Here is a 16,014-nt window from a genome sequence, read left to right as displayed (position 1 = left end):
GCTTCGTGTGGCAGGTGGCGAGCGCAACGGGCTGGAGTGTGGACTACATTCTGGACGGTGTGAACTGGCAGACGCTGCTACTGATGCTGAGCGACGCTCCGCGGTATGTTCGGCAGAAGGGAGGCAGCGGAAATAATGATTCCAATACGGGACGCAGCGCCGAGGATGAAGCGAACGATATAGTAGGATTTTTTCAAAGTAAATTGGAATGAGTAAACCGGTAGAAGTTGAATTTTTGATGAAGGACAAACTTACGCCCGGCATGAATAAAGCCGAGCGTGAGGCACTGGAATTGCGTAATACCGTCAGGCTGCTGGAGGCTGAACTGGAGAGGCTGCGCCTTGCCGGGGAAACAGCTGCGCCTAATATAGACCAGAGCGCCAATATCGCGCAGATCCATGCACTGGAGAAGCAGCTTGAGGAATTGCGAAGCCAGTTGAAACTGCTGCAGGAGGAATCAGAATCTGTACAGGTCACCCCTGCAGATGTACCCAATGCACAGCGCCAGTTCAACGGGCTGCACAACAGCATCCAGCAGATGGCTCGTGAAATGCCTTCCTTGGCCATGGGGCCGCAGATGTTCTTCCTGGCTATATCCAACAATCTGCCGATTTTTACGGACGAACTGGCCCGTGCCCGCAAGGAATACGATGAACTGCAGAAGTCTGGCAAGAAAGGCACACCGGTATGGAAGCAGGTTCTTTCCTCACTTTTTTCCTGGCAGACAGCCATGACCACCGGCATCATGCTGCTGGTAATGTATGGTGACGAAATCTGGGATTGGACAAAAAACTTGTTCAGTGCTAAAAAAGGCGTCGATGAATTCAACATCTCGCTGAAGGAAATGACCGAGATAGAGAAGGACGGCCGTGCCCAGATGGTGCGTACCCGCTTTGAGCTGAAATCGGTTATCAATGAAATAAAGAACTTCACCGGAAGCAAGGAACAGGAAAAGACCAAGGTGGAGGAACTGAACCGCAAGTACGGGGAATCTTTCGGGTATTATAAAACACTTTCTGAATGGTATGATACCCTTATCCAAAAGAGCGAGGACTATGTACAGGTTCTGCTGCACCAGGCCAATGTCCAGAACCTTGTAAAAAAAGCTGCAGAAGCCGATGAAGAGGTGAATAAAATCAAGGCGCAGAAACCGGAAGAGGCGGAAAGCGCCATGGGCTTTTTCGGGAAATGGGGACAATATATCATACAGTCCAACATGGCAGAATCCGGGCAGTTCTATGACGCACAGGCTGCCATTAAGAAACATGATCAAGAAGCTTATGACATACTGTTGAAAAATGCCGAAAACAAACGAGACGGTTATCTGAAAAAAGCGGAGGAAGAGGTAAAAAAAGCCGCAGAAGCAGCCAAAAAAGGAAATATCGGTGGGCATACCGACCCTAAGCAGTCCGGGAAGAATCCGGAAGCGGAAGCCAAGCAACGGCTGGCCACAGAGCGCAGGCTGGCGAAGGATCTTGCCGCCCTGCAGGCCGAGAACCGGAAGGAAGAGATAGACCGCATGCAAGCCGGTACCGAGAAGAAACTGGCACAAATCGAATATGACTATAACGCGAGAAAAGAAGAAATTAACCGGCAGGAAGCCGACTGGAAGCGTGAGAACAAGGAAGCCGGTCTTTCCACCGGAGATAACGGACTTACCCGGGAGCAACAGGATGAACTTGAAAAAGCCCGTGCCTCAAACACCGCGTCCCGGAAAAAAGCGGAGGCGGACGTGTACAGGGAAGAGGCGGAAGCCATGCGTGACTATCTGAAGGAATACGGGACCTTCCAGCAGCAGAAACTGGCCATCGCTGAAGAATATGCCGATAAAATCCGCAAGGCACAGTCCCAGGGCGAAAGGCTGACTTTGGAGAAGCAGCGTGATGCGGCTGTGCACAAAGTGGACATGGAAGCCCTTACCCAGAAGATAGACTGGGGAGCAGCGTTCGGGGATTTGACCGGTCTGCTTGCAGACCAGATGAAGAACCTGCTTGGCGAACTTAAACAATATGTCAAGACGGATGAGTTCAAAAAAACGGGAGCCGCAGACCAGCAGGTCGTTTACGATGCCATTGAACGTATTCAAAGCATGCTCCCCGGTGGCAACGGTACATTGGATTTTGCCCGGCTGCAAACGCAGATGCACGCTTTGGGGGATGCCGTAACACGCGTGCAAAATGCGGAACTGCAGCAGGAAGCGGCATTCGCCCGGTTAAAAGCGGCGCAGACCGATTACAACAAGGCTCTTGAAAGTGGTAACCAGGCAGAAATAGAACGTACCAAAATCGCTCTTCAAATGGCCCAATCGTCCAGCGTTTCAGCTGACGAAGAATACCTGAACGCTATCTCTGAAATGAAGGCGCTTGCCGGGGAGGTGAAAAGTGCCTCCCAGGACACGGTTGACGGGTTGAACATGGTATCCGACGGGTTGCACGGTTTTGCAAGCGGAACCTTGCAGGGATCATTTGAAGGAATCCAGAACATGCTTACCGGTCTTTCAAAACTGAATATCGGAGGCAAGGTCGGTGATGCCATCAGTCAGATGTCCGAGACCCTGTCAAGTGCCGGAGTCATCGGGCAGATTATATCGGCCATTCTCTCCATACTGGATTTGCTGAAAGACGGTATCGGCCCGATTATCTCATCATTGATAGACACCATTTTCAATGCGATAACCGGAATACTCGACAATATCCTCAGCGGAGACCTGTTCAAACAGATAGGCGGTTCCCTTGTGAAAGGTCTCGGAGGACTGCTGAACACGGTGTCTTTCGGAGGTTTCAACAAACTGTTTGGCATCGGCGGAAACGCCAAGGAAGTGCAGGCTGCTATTGACCGTCTTACAGACCGGAACGAGAAACTGCAGACTTCCATCGAAGACCTGACCGATACCATCAAGGCAAGCAAGGGGACAAAATCGGTGGAAGCTTACCGGGATGCTTACAAATACCAGAAAGAGACGAATGCAAACTATCTGCAGATAGCGCAGGAACAGGCACGCTACAGCGGTAGTCACCACAGCTGGAACTACTACTGGGGCGGTTTCAACCAAGCACAGATAGACAAACTGAGCGGACAGATTGGCCGCCAGTGGGACGGGAACCTGTGGAGCCTGAGCCCGGAGGAGATGAAGGCGCTGCGCAGCAACGTGGACATGTGGACGCAGATACAGAATACCGGTAAGGGCGGCTATGGCGGGCGACTGACCGAGAAACTGGATGACTACATAGACCAGGCCGGCAAGCTGGAGGAACTGACCGACCAGCTGTATGAAGGGCTGACGGGCATTTCATTCGACGGTATGTACAGCAGCTTCATCGACAACCTGATGAACATGAAGTACGGTGCCAAGGATGCGGCGGAGGATATATCCGAGTACTTCATGCGGGCGATGCTGAGTAACAAGATCGGTGAGATGTACAGCGAAAAACTGAAAGGCTGGTGGGAGAAGTTCGGCAAGGCGATGGAGGACAACGAACTGATCGAGGCGGAACGGAACGCGCTGACCGAAGAGTACATGCAGTATGTGGACGAAGCCCTTGCCCTGCGTGACAACCTGGCGGCAGCCACGGGCTACGACAAGACCGAAGCCGGCGGCACCAGCCAGAGTGCGAAAGCGGGCGGCTTTACGGCCATGACGCAGGACCAGGGGACGAAGCTGGAGGGCATGTTCACCAGCGGGCTGCAGCACTGGAGCAGCATGGACAAACAGCTGGAAAGCGTGGTGGAGAAGATGGACACGGCCGAAGGCCATCTGGCCCGGATAGCCGAGAACACCGGTGTGAGCGCCGGACACCTGGGCGAGCTGAAGGAAGTGATAAAGAAAATGATACGTGACGGACTAAAAGTGAAGTGATATGGGCAATATACTGAGCGGACTGGTGCTGGTGAACGGCACGGACATCTGGACGGAATACGGCGTGTTCCTGGTGGAAGACCGGCGCGGGAGCATGGAGAACCTGACGGCCATTCTGACCCCGAGCAAGGCCAAGAAGGATACCGCCGTGGACATACGGGAAGAGGATGGGGAGAAATACTCGGCAGTTCTTAATCCCAAGAACGAGGCGCGGGACGTGACGCTACACTTTGCGCTGTACAACAAGACCCAGGCAGGCTGGATGAAGCAGTACTTTGCCTTTGTGAATTTCCTGAAGCAGGGAAAGGACGGCTGGCTGGAGATCCGTTTCCCCCAGCTGGACCTGCAACTGCGGGTGAAGTATGCCGACTGTACGAAGTTCACCCCGCTGACCTATCTGTGGACGGAAGGCGTGCATGCCGGAAAGTTCCGGGTAAAGTTCCGGGAACCGAAACCGATTATATAACCATTCAAACGCTATTAGAATATGCTTCTAACGATATATGACAAAGCCGGGAACAAGCGTGCGGATGTGGCCGTGAACGACAGCTCGACGCAAAGCAAGGAGGTACAGGGAGACAATGTGCTTTCCTTGTCGTTCAGCTACTATGATTTTCTGCCCCTGGACGTGAACGACTACACGGACTATCTGGGCGAACGGTACTGGCTGACGGAACGCTACACGCCGCAGCAGGTGAACGAGGGCGAGTGGGACTATGACCTGAAGCTGTACGGCGTGGAGAGCCTGATCAAGCGGTTCCTGGTGCTGGAGACGACGGACGGGGACACGAACCCCCTGTTCACCCTGACAGCCACGCCCCGCGAGCATGTGGCGATGGTGGTGAAAGACATCAATGACGGCATGGGCCACACGACCGACTGGAAGGTGGGTACGGTGGAAGGTACGGAGCTGATCACGATAGACTACGAGGGGATGTACTGCGACGAGGCGCTGAAAGCCATTGCCGAAAAAGCCGGCGGCAAGGTGGAATGGTGGATTGAGGGGCAGACGGTGAACGTGTGCCGCTGCGAGCACGGGGAAGAAATCACCCTTGGCTACGGCAAGGGGCTGACCTCGCTGGAAAGAGACACCGGCAACACGGCCAAGTTCTACACCCGCCTGTTCCCGGTAGGTTCGACCCGCAACATCGATGCGGAGAAATACGGCAGCCCGAGATTGATGCTCCCCGGCGGCAAGAAATACATCGAGCAGGGTGTGGAGGAATACGGCATCTATGACCATTACGAGCAGGATGCCTTCAGTGACATTTATCCCCACCGGGTGGGTACGGTGAGTTCGGTACGCAGCGAGGAGGTGACGGACGATGAAGGGAAGAAATTCACCGTCTATTACTTCCGGGACGGGGGACTGAACTTTGACCCCAACCTGTACGAGCTGGCCGGCGAGACCAAACGTGTGTCGTTCCAGACGGGCGACCTGGCCGGGCTGGGAGAAAGCGATGACCACTACTTTGAGGTGAACTACGACAGTGCGGCAAGGGAATTTGAACTGATTACCATCTGGCCCTACGATGACGACACCCAGCTGCCGGGCGGCAAGCTGGTGCCCCGAGCAGGCGATACCTATATTCTGTGGAACATCCGGATGCCGGATGAGTATTACCGGCTGGCCGAGGAGGAATTTGCGGCAGCGGTTGAGGAGTACAACCGGGACCACTGGCTGGATATTGCCGCCTACAAAGCTCCGACAGACCCGGTGTACATGGAGGAGCACGGCATCGACCTGTTTGTGGGCAGACGGGTGAAGCTGGAGAGCCGGAAGTATTTCCCGGAAAAAGGCTACCGGCAGAGCCGTATCACCAAAATCAGCCGCAAGGTGAACGAACCCGGGCAGATGGACATCGAGATAAGCGATGCGCTGCAGGTGGGCAAGTTCGACAAGGTGACGGACAGCATCGGTGCGCTGAAAAGCTATACGAAATCAAAGACGGAAGGCGCTGCCCTTCCGGACATCATACGAAGCTGGGACAAGACGCTGCCCACGGACAACAACCTGTTTTCCGCGCGGCGCAGCCAGAAAGAGTTTCTGAACAAGAACCAGCCGGACACGGCCAAAGAGCCCATCCGCTTCCTGAAAGGTGTGAGCTTTGGCGAGGCTGCCGGCGGCAAGCCCTGCGGCAGCGTGGACGGTGAGGGCAATGCCGAGTATCTGACTGCCGTGATCCGCGAACTGCTGCGCAGCACGGAGTTTGTGGACGGACTGACCGGTGAGGGCTGGCAGCTGTGGATTGACCAGCTGACGGGACTGACGAACCTGACGGTGGACAAAGTGACTGCCCGGCAAAGCCTGGTGGCGCTGGAACTGCTGATCGAGCAGGTGCGCAGCGTGTGCGGCCAGCTGGTGGTGTCGGCAGCCAACGGCAAGATCAAGGACGTGGTGAAACAGGGCGACAACTACCGCATCGTGTTTGAACAGGAAACGGGCTTTGTGGCCCATGACCTGATGCGCTGTGCGGTTACAGGCGGAACGAAGCTCAAAGCCTACTGGGTGGAGGTGGTCTCGGTGATAGCCGGTGGTGTGCTGGTCCCGGTAAGCGAGTTTGGCGGGGTGAAGCCGGAGGCTGGCGATGAATGCGTGCTGATGGGCAACACGGAAAACCCGCTCCGGCAGAACCTTATATCCATTGCTGCCACGGAGGACGGGCAGCCCCGTATCGACATCCTGGACGGGGTGAAGGCCAAGAACTTCAACGGTTGCCTGCGCTGCCGGCTGGGCAAGCTGGACGGCATCAAGAGCAGCGCTTTCCCGGCAGACAACCAGCCGAAAGGAAACGGCCTGTATGCCGACAACGTGTGGCTGAAGGGTACGTTTGTGCTGATGACGGGCGAGGACATATTGACACGCTTTGAGATAACCGAAGGCAAAATCCATTCGGCCGTGGAAAGTTTGCGCAAGGAAATACGCGAAGACCAGAGCTATCTGGACAACAGCAGTTTTGCCGACGGCATGGACAAATGGAAGACGGGCAGCAAGGCTACGCTGTTCACACTGGGCGGACGCTGGATCTGGGCGAACGGCGGTCCTTACGGTACGAAGCCGGACGGGCATGCCGAGATACGGACCGACGGCAAGGTGCCTTATGCCTATATCCGGAACAATTACATCATGCAGAAACTGGAGGACTTCCGTCTGGTGCCGGAGTACCGGCAGACGAACAGCCAGGGCGAACGGGTGCCCGGCGTGGTGTATCTGTCCTTCAGCTACCGGGTCATCAAGGCCGGACGGTTGAAAATCGAATTTGTGGGTGCTGACAAGACCGGGTTTGAAAACTTCAACATGTTCGGCCATGAAGAAGACCTGCCCGTGGGCGGTGAGAAGATGTTTACGCTGGACGGGCTATGGAACGGAACGGGCGACTTCAAGCTGTCGTTTACGGGCGTGATTTACATTTCGCTGCTGGTATTCTCCACCAACAAGGCGGACGCACTGGCCTATAAGTACCGTACACTGTTCGAACAGAGCGACCGGCTGGTGAAGATTTCAGCGGCGGTGTTTGACAAGGACGGTGAGGCGCTGAAAGAGACCGGGCTGGTGATCAGGCCGGAGGGCTCCGGCTTGTACGCGCAGGACAGCACCGGCAAGGTGGCCCTTATCGGTGTGAGCGTGGAAGGGACCGGGGCGGACGGTGGGAGCGTCGGCAAGATAAAGCTTACCGGTGACGAGATTATACTGGAGGGGTCGGTCACCGCCAACGGATATTTCAAAATACTCAAGGATGGAAGCATCGAAACCCGGAATGCCAAGGTTTACGGAACCATATATGCCGATGACGGGAAGATCGGTGGCTTTACACTTGACGACGGGCGGTTGTACTGGAAAGCCGGTGACTATTTCGGCAATGATTCGCGCAGCCTGAAACTCGGCGTGTCGCAGTCAGATATGGAAGGCATCGTGGATGTGGCTTTCAACGCTGCCACCCAGGGGCGGTTCGGGGTGAAGGCCGTCGGTTCCAATATGGGCGGTGCCGCCATCTATGCCTCCAGCAAATCGGATGGGCTGACCTATCCGATAAGTGCCAACACCTATGCCGGATATTTTGACGGCGGCGTCCATGTGAACGGTGCTGTGTACAGTAATGATATGCTTTCGAACAATTACGGCACGGGATGGACGCTTGGCAGTGACGGTACTTACACATACAGGAAAGGGGTGAGCGGAAATTTTAGATGGATTATAAAAGGTGAATTCGGCATGTCCACGAACTACAATCTTGAGGTGGTTAATGGCATTGTAGTGGGCATGACACACATATAACAAATTCGGTTGAGATATGAAAGTGAATTTTTATGACAGTTTCAATGATTTTGACGGCCTGCCGTTGCAGATCAATGGCGAGATGCAAATTGTCGGCCGTATTGTAGCGCAATGCCTGTTCAACGGGACGGGGATCCGCCCGAGTGGCAACCAGCAGACGGATGCCGACAAGAAATTACGGGCATACCGCCTGTGCATACAGATAATGGATGCCGACGGGGAAATTGATATAACGGCGGAAGACGCGGTATTGATAAAGGAAGCGGTTTCCGGGCTTACCCCGGGGTGCTATTCACAAGTTGTAAAACTGATAGAGGGATAGGCTTATGGCAGAAATGACACAGGAAGAACTGGTCCAGGAAGTGCTGGACCGTGTACTCCAATCTTCTACCGGTGTGGAGGATCTGGAGATTGTCACCTCGCTGGGCGGTGTGAAATCACTGCCAGGGGAGAAGGACGGCAAGATGGTGAACGTACCCCTGGAACTGATTGGGAAACCTGCGAGCGATGCCGCCGCCCGTGCCGAGGCTGCCGCCAAGAAAGCGGAAGGAGCCGTAGCCGGACTGGAGGAAAAGACCCAGGCCGCCACGGAAGCGACCACTAAGGCCAACGAAGCGGCAGGGAAGGCAGAAAATGCCGCAGCCAAGGTGGAACAGACTACGGCAGCAGCCGTCGGCGGGGCTACTGTACGCTTTGCATCATGGATGGAAACAGGCAATGTCTTGCCTGACAAGAGTACCAAACCGGGCGGCAACGTGGTGTATGTGGCCGGTGCCGGGAAGTTCGCCTACCACATGGATTCCACCCTGTACGGGGACTGGGACGTGGCGGGAGTGCCTCCTGCCGGCATGTTCATGAATGCGGACCGGACAGCCATCCTGCCGGACAAGCTTTACCTGCTGGGCGATGCCGTATATACCGGCACGGGAGGCGCTCTGAAACTTCTGGCCTACCGGCATGAGGTGATGAGCGGGGAAGCTTACGAGGCACTGCCGGACAAGGATGCGAATACGCTGTATCTGATTTATGAGGAGGAGTGACGATGATAACCATAGGCGGTAAGGAAATAACGGCTGCGTATGTGGGAAAACGTGCCCTGTCGGCTCTCTATGCCGGTGCAAGGCTGGTATGGTCCGCAATCAGCAGCTGTTTCGGACTTGGATACTGGAAAGGCGACGAGCCGTGGAACGGGTCGGACGCATGGAACGGTAGCAGTAAAACTGATAAATGAATGATTATTATAAAAGGACAGTATTATGGCAAAAAGGAAAATAAGCGGAATCATCAACGCGACTGAACATCCGATGAATCTTGAAACACCATGGAACCAGAAACAGCCGGACGGCACCTATCATGCCTATGCCGGGGACGATGTCGAAGCGTTTCTGAAGAAGGAATTGTCAAACCGTACTCCTACCGAGGAACTGGTGGGCGGCGAGACGAAACCCCCTACATCCGGAACGGTGTTCGATGCAATGGTGGGTACGGTGACGGACGTGGATGTGCAGGACAGCGAGGACGGCACCCAGTACGTGATGACCGTGAAGCAGAAGGACAACCAGGGCGGCGAGAGTTCGAAGGAAGTGCGCTTTTCCAAGTACACCGACGACGACAAGGTGGTGGTGAACATTGACCTGACGGACAGCGGCGGAGCGGGACTTCCCTCCCAGCAGTACCTGGCACTGGGAAGCGGCTTTGTGGTGAAATACTCCGTGGGCGTGGGTACTGCCGGTGGCGGTACGGTGGACGGCTACAGCGACCTGAAAGCCCGCGTGATTGTGAAGCGCGGTTCGACCGTGATCAGTGAGTTCCAGGATGCGGAGTTTGTGGGTGTGACAGCCGGACAGAGCTACACCTTTGACGCATCGCCCTACCTGAAGGATGCCACCGCCTATACCGTGCAGGTGGAGGCGCAGGCTACCTACCAGGGCGGCACGCTGATGAAGACAGCCACGGCCAAGGTGACCATGGTGGCCATGACGCTGGAGACCACCTACTCGGTGGGCAACGGGCTGGCCGACGGCGGATACCGGAACGATGTGAACATCCCCTTTACGGCCAAGGGTACGAGCGGCGAGAAGAACATCTACTACCGTGTGAACGGCGGACAGGCTTTTACCCTCGGTCTTTCGGCCGGCAGCGGGGTGCAGCAGAAGAACGTGACCATCCCGCTGACGCAGATGCAGGAAGGTACGAACGTGGTGGAAGCCTACGCACAGCATGAGAACTCCGGTGTGGTGAGCCAGGTGCATTACATTACGCTGCTGAAGGCAGGTGGAGGTGTGACGGCCTATGCGGGCATGATGTTCAGTCACCGGGCTGCGGGATTCCAGCGTGACTGGAGACACCCGGTGCTGGAGGCAGAGCAGTTCACGGCATGGAGCTTTACGTATGCCGGCTATGACCGCGATGCGTACACGGCCCGCGTGAAAGTGACCAATCAGGGCAGTGTGGTGAAGGAAGACCTGCTGCAGCGCGGCGAGACCGGCAGCTACGGGCGGACGAACGTGAATGTGGAACCGCTGGACTACCGCGTGTCGTGCGGTGATGCCGTGCTTGAGTTGCAGGTGAACACGACATCGCACCCCGACATTGAAGCTACGCTGGCCCCGGATGCGGTGTGTACGTTTGATGCCTTCGGGCGCAGCAACACGGAAAACAACCCGGCCAGCTGGGTGAGCGGTGACAAGCGCATGGAGTTCCGGGACGTGCTGTGGAGCGTGAACGAATACGGGGCTGGAAGCGGCTGGCACAAGGACCGTCTGCTGCTGGCCGGTGGTGCAGGCATGACCCTGACCGCTGACGGTGGGTACCGCCCCTTCAACGAGGCGGACAAACCCGAGGGCTTTGCCATCCGTGACGTGGGCATGACGCTGGAGATAGAATACAGCACGGCCAACGTGACGGACACGAATGCCGAGCTGATAACCTGCCTGGGGCAGCTGGACAACGGCAACCGGTACGGGCTGATTGTGACCCCGGAAGAGGCCAAGTTCCTGACCGGCGTGGTGACCGAGGCGATGGATGCCGGACAGGTGCTGCGCTATGAGGACTCGGTGGGTACGAAGTTCCAGCCGGGCACGAACATCCGCATTACCTACGTGTTCTACCCGAACGTGCAGACGAACGAACAGCGCACGCTGATCGGCTTCTATGTGAACGGTGAAGAATCGGCAGCTTCCAAATGGCTGGACAAGGTGAACTTCAACATCCAGAGCCAGCTGGAGTTCAAGTCAACGGGTGCGGACCTGAACGTGAAGAGCGTGCGCATCTACAACAAGGCGCTGACCTCGGACGAGGTGCTGAACAACTACATCGTGGACCGCAACCACCTGGAGGATGCCGACGGGGAACCGGGCGTGCGCTCGCTGGATGAGGACAACCGCGTGCTGAACGAGGGGGACACGGTGAGCATGGAGAAGCTGATGGGACTGATGAAGAAGCGCCGGAACTCGATTCTGGTACTGATAGGTACGGGTAGCGTGGGCAGTGAGGTGCCGAGCGAGAGCGACACGCTGAACGTGATGGATGCGCTGGCCCAGCTGAACAACAAGAAGGCCAACAAGCTGTGCCGGGAAGTGAGATTCTACAACGGTGAGAACCGGGCGCTGGACTGGATAGCCCGTGACATTTATCTGCGCATCCAGGGTACCAGTTCGGTGAACTATGCCCGCAAGAACCTGCGCTTCTACTTCCAGAAAACAGCCAGCGGATATACGGCACGGATGAGCTACGGCGAGATAGACGGCAACGGGCAGCAGAGCACCCCGACAGCAACGGAGGGCAAGAAGAACCTGTTCCGGCTGCGGGACAACTCGGTGGGTGCGAAACTTGCCTGTGCGAAGTGTGACTTTTCCGACTCCTCCATGACGACCAACACGGGCGGTGCGAAGTTCATTCATGACGGCATGAAGGAAATGGGAATCCTGACCCCGGCCCAACAGTATGCCGCCGACCATGCAGATACGTGCAAGGAAGATATACGCTCGGCCATTGACGGCTTGCCCTGTGACCTGTTTGTGGCCAAGAGTGTGGACGAGGACCTGACCTATTACGGCCAATACAACATGAACAACGAGAAGTCCGACTCCTATCCGATATTCGGCCAGGACAAGACTATCGGCGGCGAGCAATGGGGAACCGGTGACACCCTGAACTACCTGCAGGCGAACGGCGACCAGCCGAAGGAATACCTGCCCATCTGCATCGAGACGCTGAACAACTCGAATGACCTGTGCCTGTTCCGCTGGCTGCCGTCCACGGAGCCCGACCATACGGACTTCATGGATTTCAACTTTGACGGCGGTTTCGAGTTCAACCACCCGAAAGATGTGTTCTGGAACGACGGCGGTGGCGATGCCGAAGAAGAACCGAACATCAAGGAACACTTGGGCACCGGTGACAAATATGACAAGATGTACAAGGCCCTGGACCGCATGATGGGCTTCCTGTACAGATGCGTGAAGGAAACGCCTGCCGGCAAGAATCTGACCTATAACAGGGAGTCGCACACGTTTGACGGGGTGGACTATGAGGATGACGGCAACAGGTTCCCGACCGCGAAATGGGCAAGCCCGACCTTCAGGAAGGAAGCCAGGAAGTATTTCAACCTGCCCAACCTGGCTGCCTACTACTTGTATGTGCAGTTCAACCTGGGCGTGGACCAGCTGGCAAAAAACATGCTGGTGCGGACGTGGGACGGTGTGATGTGGTGGATAACCTATTACGACGGGGACTGCCAGCTGGGTTCGGACAACAAGTCGTTCCTGACCGGTAAGTATGACGACAACCGGCAGACGAAACGCGACGGTGCCTACGTGATGCAGGGGCACAACAGCTGGCTGTGGAACCTGATACTGGGCAATATGGGCAATCTGCTGGAAGAAGTAATGACCAAGGGCGTGAACGGCGGAACCAGCTTCATGAGTGCCTTCAGTATCCAGAAAGCCATTGACCACTTCGATACCGAGCAGATGAAGAAGTGGTGCTCGCGCCTCTATAACAAGTCCGGCATATTCAAGTACGTGTATCCGTTCCTGAACGAAATGCCGGTGGGTGCGGACGGTGCGAAACAGACCTATCCGCAGATCTACGGTCTGAAGGGTTCGCTGAAAGCGCACCGGAACTATTTCATTCAGCGCCGGTACGACCTGAAGCAGGTGGAGTACGGCTATGTATCTACGCTGGGTGCCCAGTTCTACCAGAGTACGGCATCGCTGGATAAGGCTTATAAACTGAAACCGATGCAGTACCGACTGACCATCCCGTACCGTGTGCAATTGTCCACCAGCAACGGCGTACAGGCTGATAGCGGTGTGGTGGATGCGGACGTGCTCCACTCCCTGCAGCTGACCCGTGCCTTCGGTGAGAACGACCCGCTGAAGATTGTGGGTGCGGCCAAAATCAAGGAGCTGGTGTGGCATGAGGATGCGTTCGCCATCGGGTTTAACTTCGGTCTGCTGACCTCGTTGGTAAAACTCGACATGAGCGTGGAGAAAGCCAGCGGGTACCGGAACGGCTCGTTCATGGCTTCGACCAACGGGATGCTGCTGCTGGAAGAGGTGAACATGCGGAACAACCAGCTGGCCCGAAACGGAGACAACGGCAATGTGGCCACCCTGGACCTGAGCTGGCAGGGGCGTCTGAAGAAACTGGATGTGAGAGGTACGGGGCTGACCCGAGTGAAACTGGCCACCGGTGCGCCCGTTGTGCAGTTATGCCTGCCGGACACGATTGAGGAACTGTTCCTGGAGTATCTGACCAAACTGCAGGACAGCGGCCTGGTGCTGGAAGGCATCAACAACGTGCGGGGCTACCGCTATACCAACTGCCCCGGCATCGACGGGTTTGCCATGCTGGAACGCCTGCACCAGGCCAAACTGAACGGCAGCGGCAAGCTGGAGCGCTTTGTGCTGGAGATAGACCGGGAAGACGACGGGAGCCTGCTGAAGAAGTATTTTGACTACGGAACGTATACGCAGACGGGGGCCGTGGATGACCGGCATTCGGGACTGAGGGGCAAGCTGACCCTGACGAAGTATCTGGCTGATGAGGAATTGGAGAAGTATGCCGCCCGTTATCCGGAACTGACCATCAAGCAGCCGCCCTATACGATGATTGAGTTTGACGACAGCGTGGCCGATGATGCCAATGTTTCGAACCTGGACAACAAGACGGGGTACAAATTCGGCAATACGTACAAAATGAGCGGGCATGTGAATGCCATCCTGTCCAAGCGCCACCGCGTATTGGCCAAGGTGACCAAGATGCCCACGAGCCGGAAGGTGGAAATGGCCGGGCAGCAGGTGGAAGTGAACAACCCGGACGGGGAAATAACCTATTTCCCCCTGCATGACGAAAGCTCGAACTTCTATGCCGATGCGGAGGATATGAACGATTGCACGGTGGCGAAGCTGGACGGCAGCGAGGGTGACTGGATGATGTATGAGCCGTTTTACTGGAGCAAAGGCATCAACGACTATCTGAACAACAAGAAGTACGCCTGCTACAGCAGTTATCCGGCGGACGAAATGCCCCCGGTTCCGGACGCGACGATACTGACACTGGATGCCATCAAGGAGACACAGGGCGGCTGGCTGGGTGAACGCAAGATTATGAGCGGAAAGCCTACACTGATGGAATCCTATACGACTGACAAGGCCTATTCGGTATGTAAGGTGGATGTATCCGGCTACAGGCGCGTGCGCTTCCCGAGTGTTCCCGGCACGGGGCTTATCGGCAGTGTGTTTGCTGATGCGGAGGGAAACATCCTGAAGAGTATTGTGGTGCCGACCATCGGCTTGAAATTTGAAGCCGGCATGTATCTGATAGCGGATGTTCCGGAACGTGCAACGGCCCTGCATTTCTCCATCCTGAACACGGCAGAGTTTGACTGGGTGGTGCTGAGCAACAGCGACAAGATAGAGGACATGGAACCGGATTGGGTGGCCAATGAGGAACATCTGTGTGCCGTTGTGGGCAGTTCGGTGGTGGGCAGTAAGCTGCGTGCCTGTATAACCGGAGCTTCGACCACGGCAAGCATGACCTGGACGGACTTCCACTATTACAGCCAGCAGCGGGGTATGCAGCAGATAGATGCGCTGATGCACAGCCGCATCGCGAACCTGAGCTATGCACGGTATGGGCGCAAGGACATGCAGGAACAGTGCGGTTCCGGACAGCATACCAACAACCGAACAACAGGCGGGACGGCAGAACACGGGATGACAGACACCATCGGCTATGATGAAGCGTATGCCATCAACAACAAAATCACGAATTCGCTGATTGACGGCCTGGTTCACCAGTATGCCTGGTATAAGAGCCGGGACGAATACGGACAGGAGACTGTGGTGCAGGTAAACAATATCTGCTGCCTGGGCTACGAGGACATCTACGGCAACAAGTATGACATGATGGACGGCGTGGACCTGCCGAATGACAGCGGCAACCAGGGCAAATGGCGCATTTGGATGCCTGACGGCAGTATCCGTATGGTACAGGGCAAGAAGGACAGCGGTCAGTGGATTACAGGCGTGGCGCATGGCAAGTATATGGACCTGGTTCCGGTAGGTAATTTGAACGGATCATCTTCTACTTACTATACCGACATGTACTGGATAAGCACCGCCACAGTCCGTGTGGTCTATCGCGGGTGCAACAATGCGTACGCGTATGGCGGTGTATCGTATGCGAATGCGTATGACGATGCTTCGTACACGTATGCGAATGTCGGCTCGCGTCTGGCCTTCCGCGGCAAAATCGTCCGGGCGCAAAGCGTGGCAGCGTATAAGGCGATACGCGAGGTGGCGTAAGCGCAAAGCGCCAAAGCGTGGAGCGAAGCGACTAAAACGAAAGAACGGGATTCGGATGGTTTCCGAAT

At 56.0% G+C, this 16,014-nt stretch carries 8 protein-coding genes; all 8 read left to right on the top strand.

All coding sequences use genetic code 11. The features are described from left to right. Nucleotides 1-5 precede the first annotated feature (5 nt). From QZ323_RS02465 to QZ323_RS02430, 8 genes are read left to right on the top strand one after another with little or no spacing between them, the layout of a single operon-like run. The gene (locus QZ323_RS02465) at nt 6-212 is read left to right on the top strand and encodes a hypothetical protein (RefSeq protein ID WP_278528769.1); all 207 of its coding nucleotides are present in this window, start codon (nt 6-8) and stop codon (nt 210-212) included. Further along, nucleotides 209-3,856: a viral A-type inclusion protein gene (locus QZ323_RS02460; protein WP_288839700.1), complete on the top strand. Its 3,648-nt coding sequence runs from the start codon at nt 209-211 to the stop codon at nt 3,854-3,856. Before QZ323_RS02465 ends, QZ323_RS02460 begins: the two co-directional genes overlap by 4 nt. A 1-nt stretch (nt 3,857) precedes the next feature. After that, nucleotides 3,858-4,322, top strand: coding sequence for a hypothetical protein (locus QZ323_RS02455; RefSeq protein WP_288839698.1), 465 nt, complete (start codon nt 3,858-3,860; stop codon nt 4,320-4,322). A gap of 21 nt (nt 4,323-4,343) precedes the next feature. Continuing rightward, on the top strand, nt 4,344-8,132 hold the full coding sequence (locus QZ323_RS02450) for a hypothetical protein (protein WP_288839696.1): 3,789 nt from the start codon (nt 4,344-4,346) through the stop codon (nt 8,130-8,132). Nucleotides 8,133-8,148: 16 nt separating this feature from the next. Further along, complete coding sequence (locus QZ323_RS02445; RefSeq protein ID WP_294632501.1) at nt 8,149-8,454, top strand: TerB family tellurite resistance protein; 306 nt, start codon at nt 8,149-8,151, stop codon at nt 8,452-8,454. Nucleotides 8,455-8,458: 4 nt separating this feature from the next. Next, nucleotides 8,459-9,172, top strand: a complete 714-nt coding sequence (locus QZ323_RS02440; RefSeq protein ID WP_288839694.1) for a hypothetical protein — start codon at nt 8,459-8,461, stop codon at nt 9,170-9,172. 2 nt (nt 9,173-9,174) lie between these two features. Then, nucleotides 9,175-9,363, top strand: a complete 189-nt coding sequence (locus QZ323_RS02435) for an MFS transporter (RefSeq protein WP_288839693.1) — start codon at nt 9,175-9,177, stop codon at nt 9,361-9,363. Between the two features lie 25 nt (nt 9,364-9,388). Continuing rightward, the gene (locus tag QZ323_RS02430; protein ID WP_294632500.1) at nt 9,389-15,946 is read left to right on the top strand and encodes a hypothetical protein; all 6,558 of its coding nucleotides are present in this window, start codon (nt 9,389-9,391) and stop codon (nt 15,944-15,946) included. Nucleotides 15,947-16,014: the final 68 nt, after the last annotated feature.

This window comes from uncultured Bacteroides sp. (assembly GCF_910585845.1).
In the GTDB taxonomy this organism is placed as follows: Bacteria; Bacteroidota; Bacteroidia; order Bacteroidales; family Bacteroidaceae; genus Bacteroides.
This window is presented reverse-complemented; position numbering and strand designations above follow the sequence as displayed.

Excerpts from the sequence above, each read along its gene's own strand:
- QZ323_RS02460 (WP_288839700.1), top strand. The coding sequence starts at position 209 with ATGAGTAAACCGGTAGAAGTTGAATTTTTGATGAAGGACAAACTTACG.
- QZ323_RS02455 (WP_288839698.1), top strand. The coding sequence starts at position 3,858 with ATGGGCAATATACTGAGCGGACTGGTGCTGGTGAACGGCACGGACATC.
- QZ323_RS02450 (WP_288839696.1), top strand. The coding sequence starts at position 4,344 with ATGCTTCTAACGATATATGACAAAGCCGGGAACAAGCGTGCGGATGTG.
- QZ323_RS02445 (WP_294632501.1), top strand. The coding sequence starts at position 8,149 with ATGAAAGTGAATTTTTATGACAGTTTCAATGATTTTGACGGCCTGCCG.
- QZ323_RS02440 (WP_288839694.1), top strand. The coding sequence starts at position 8,459 with ATGGCAGAAATGACACAGGAAGAACTGGTCCAGGAAGTGCTGGACCGT.
- QZ323_RS02435 (WP_288839693.1), top strand. The coding sequence starts at position 9,175 with ATGATAACCATAGGCGGTAAGGAAATAACGGCTGCGTATGTGGGAAAA.
- QZ323_RS02430 (WP_294632500.1), top strand. The coding sequence starts at position 9,389 with ATGGCAAAAAGGAAAATAAGCGGAATCATCAACGCGACTGAACATCCG.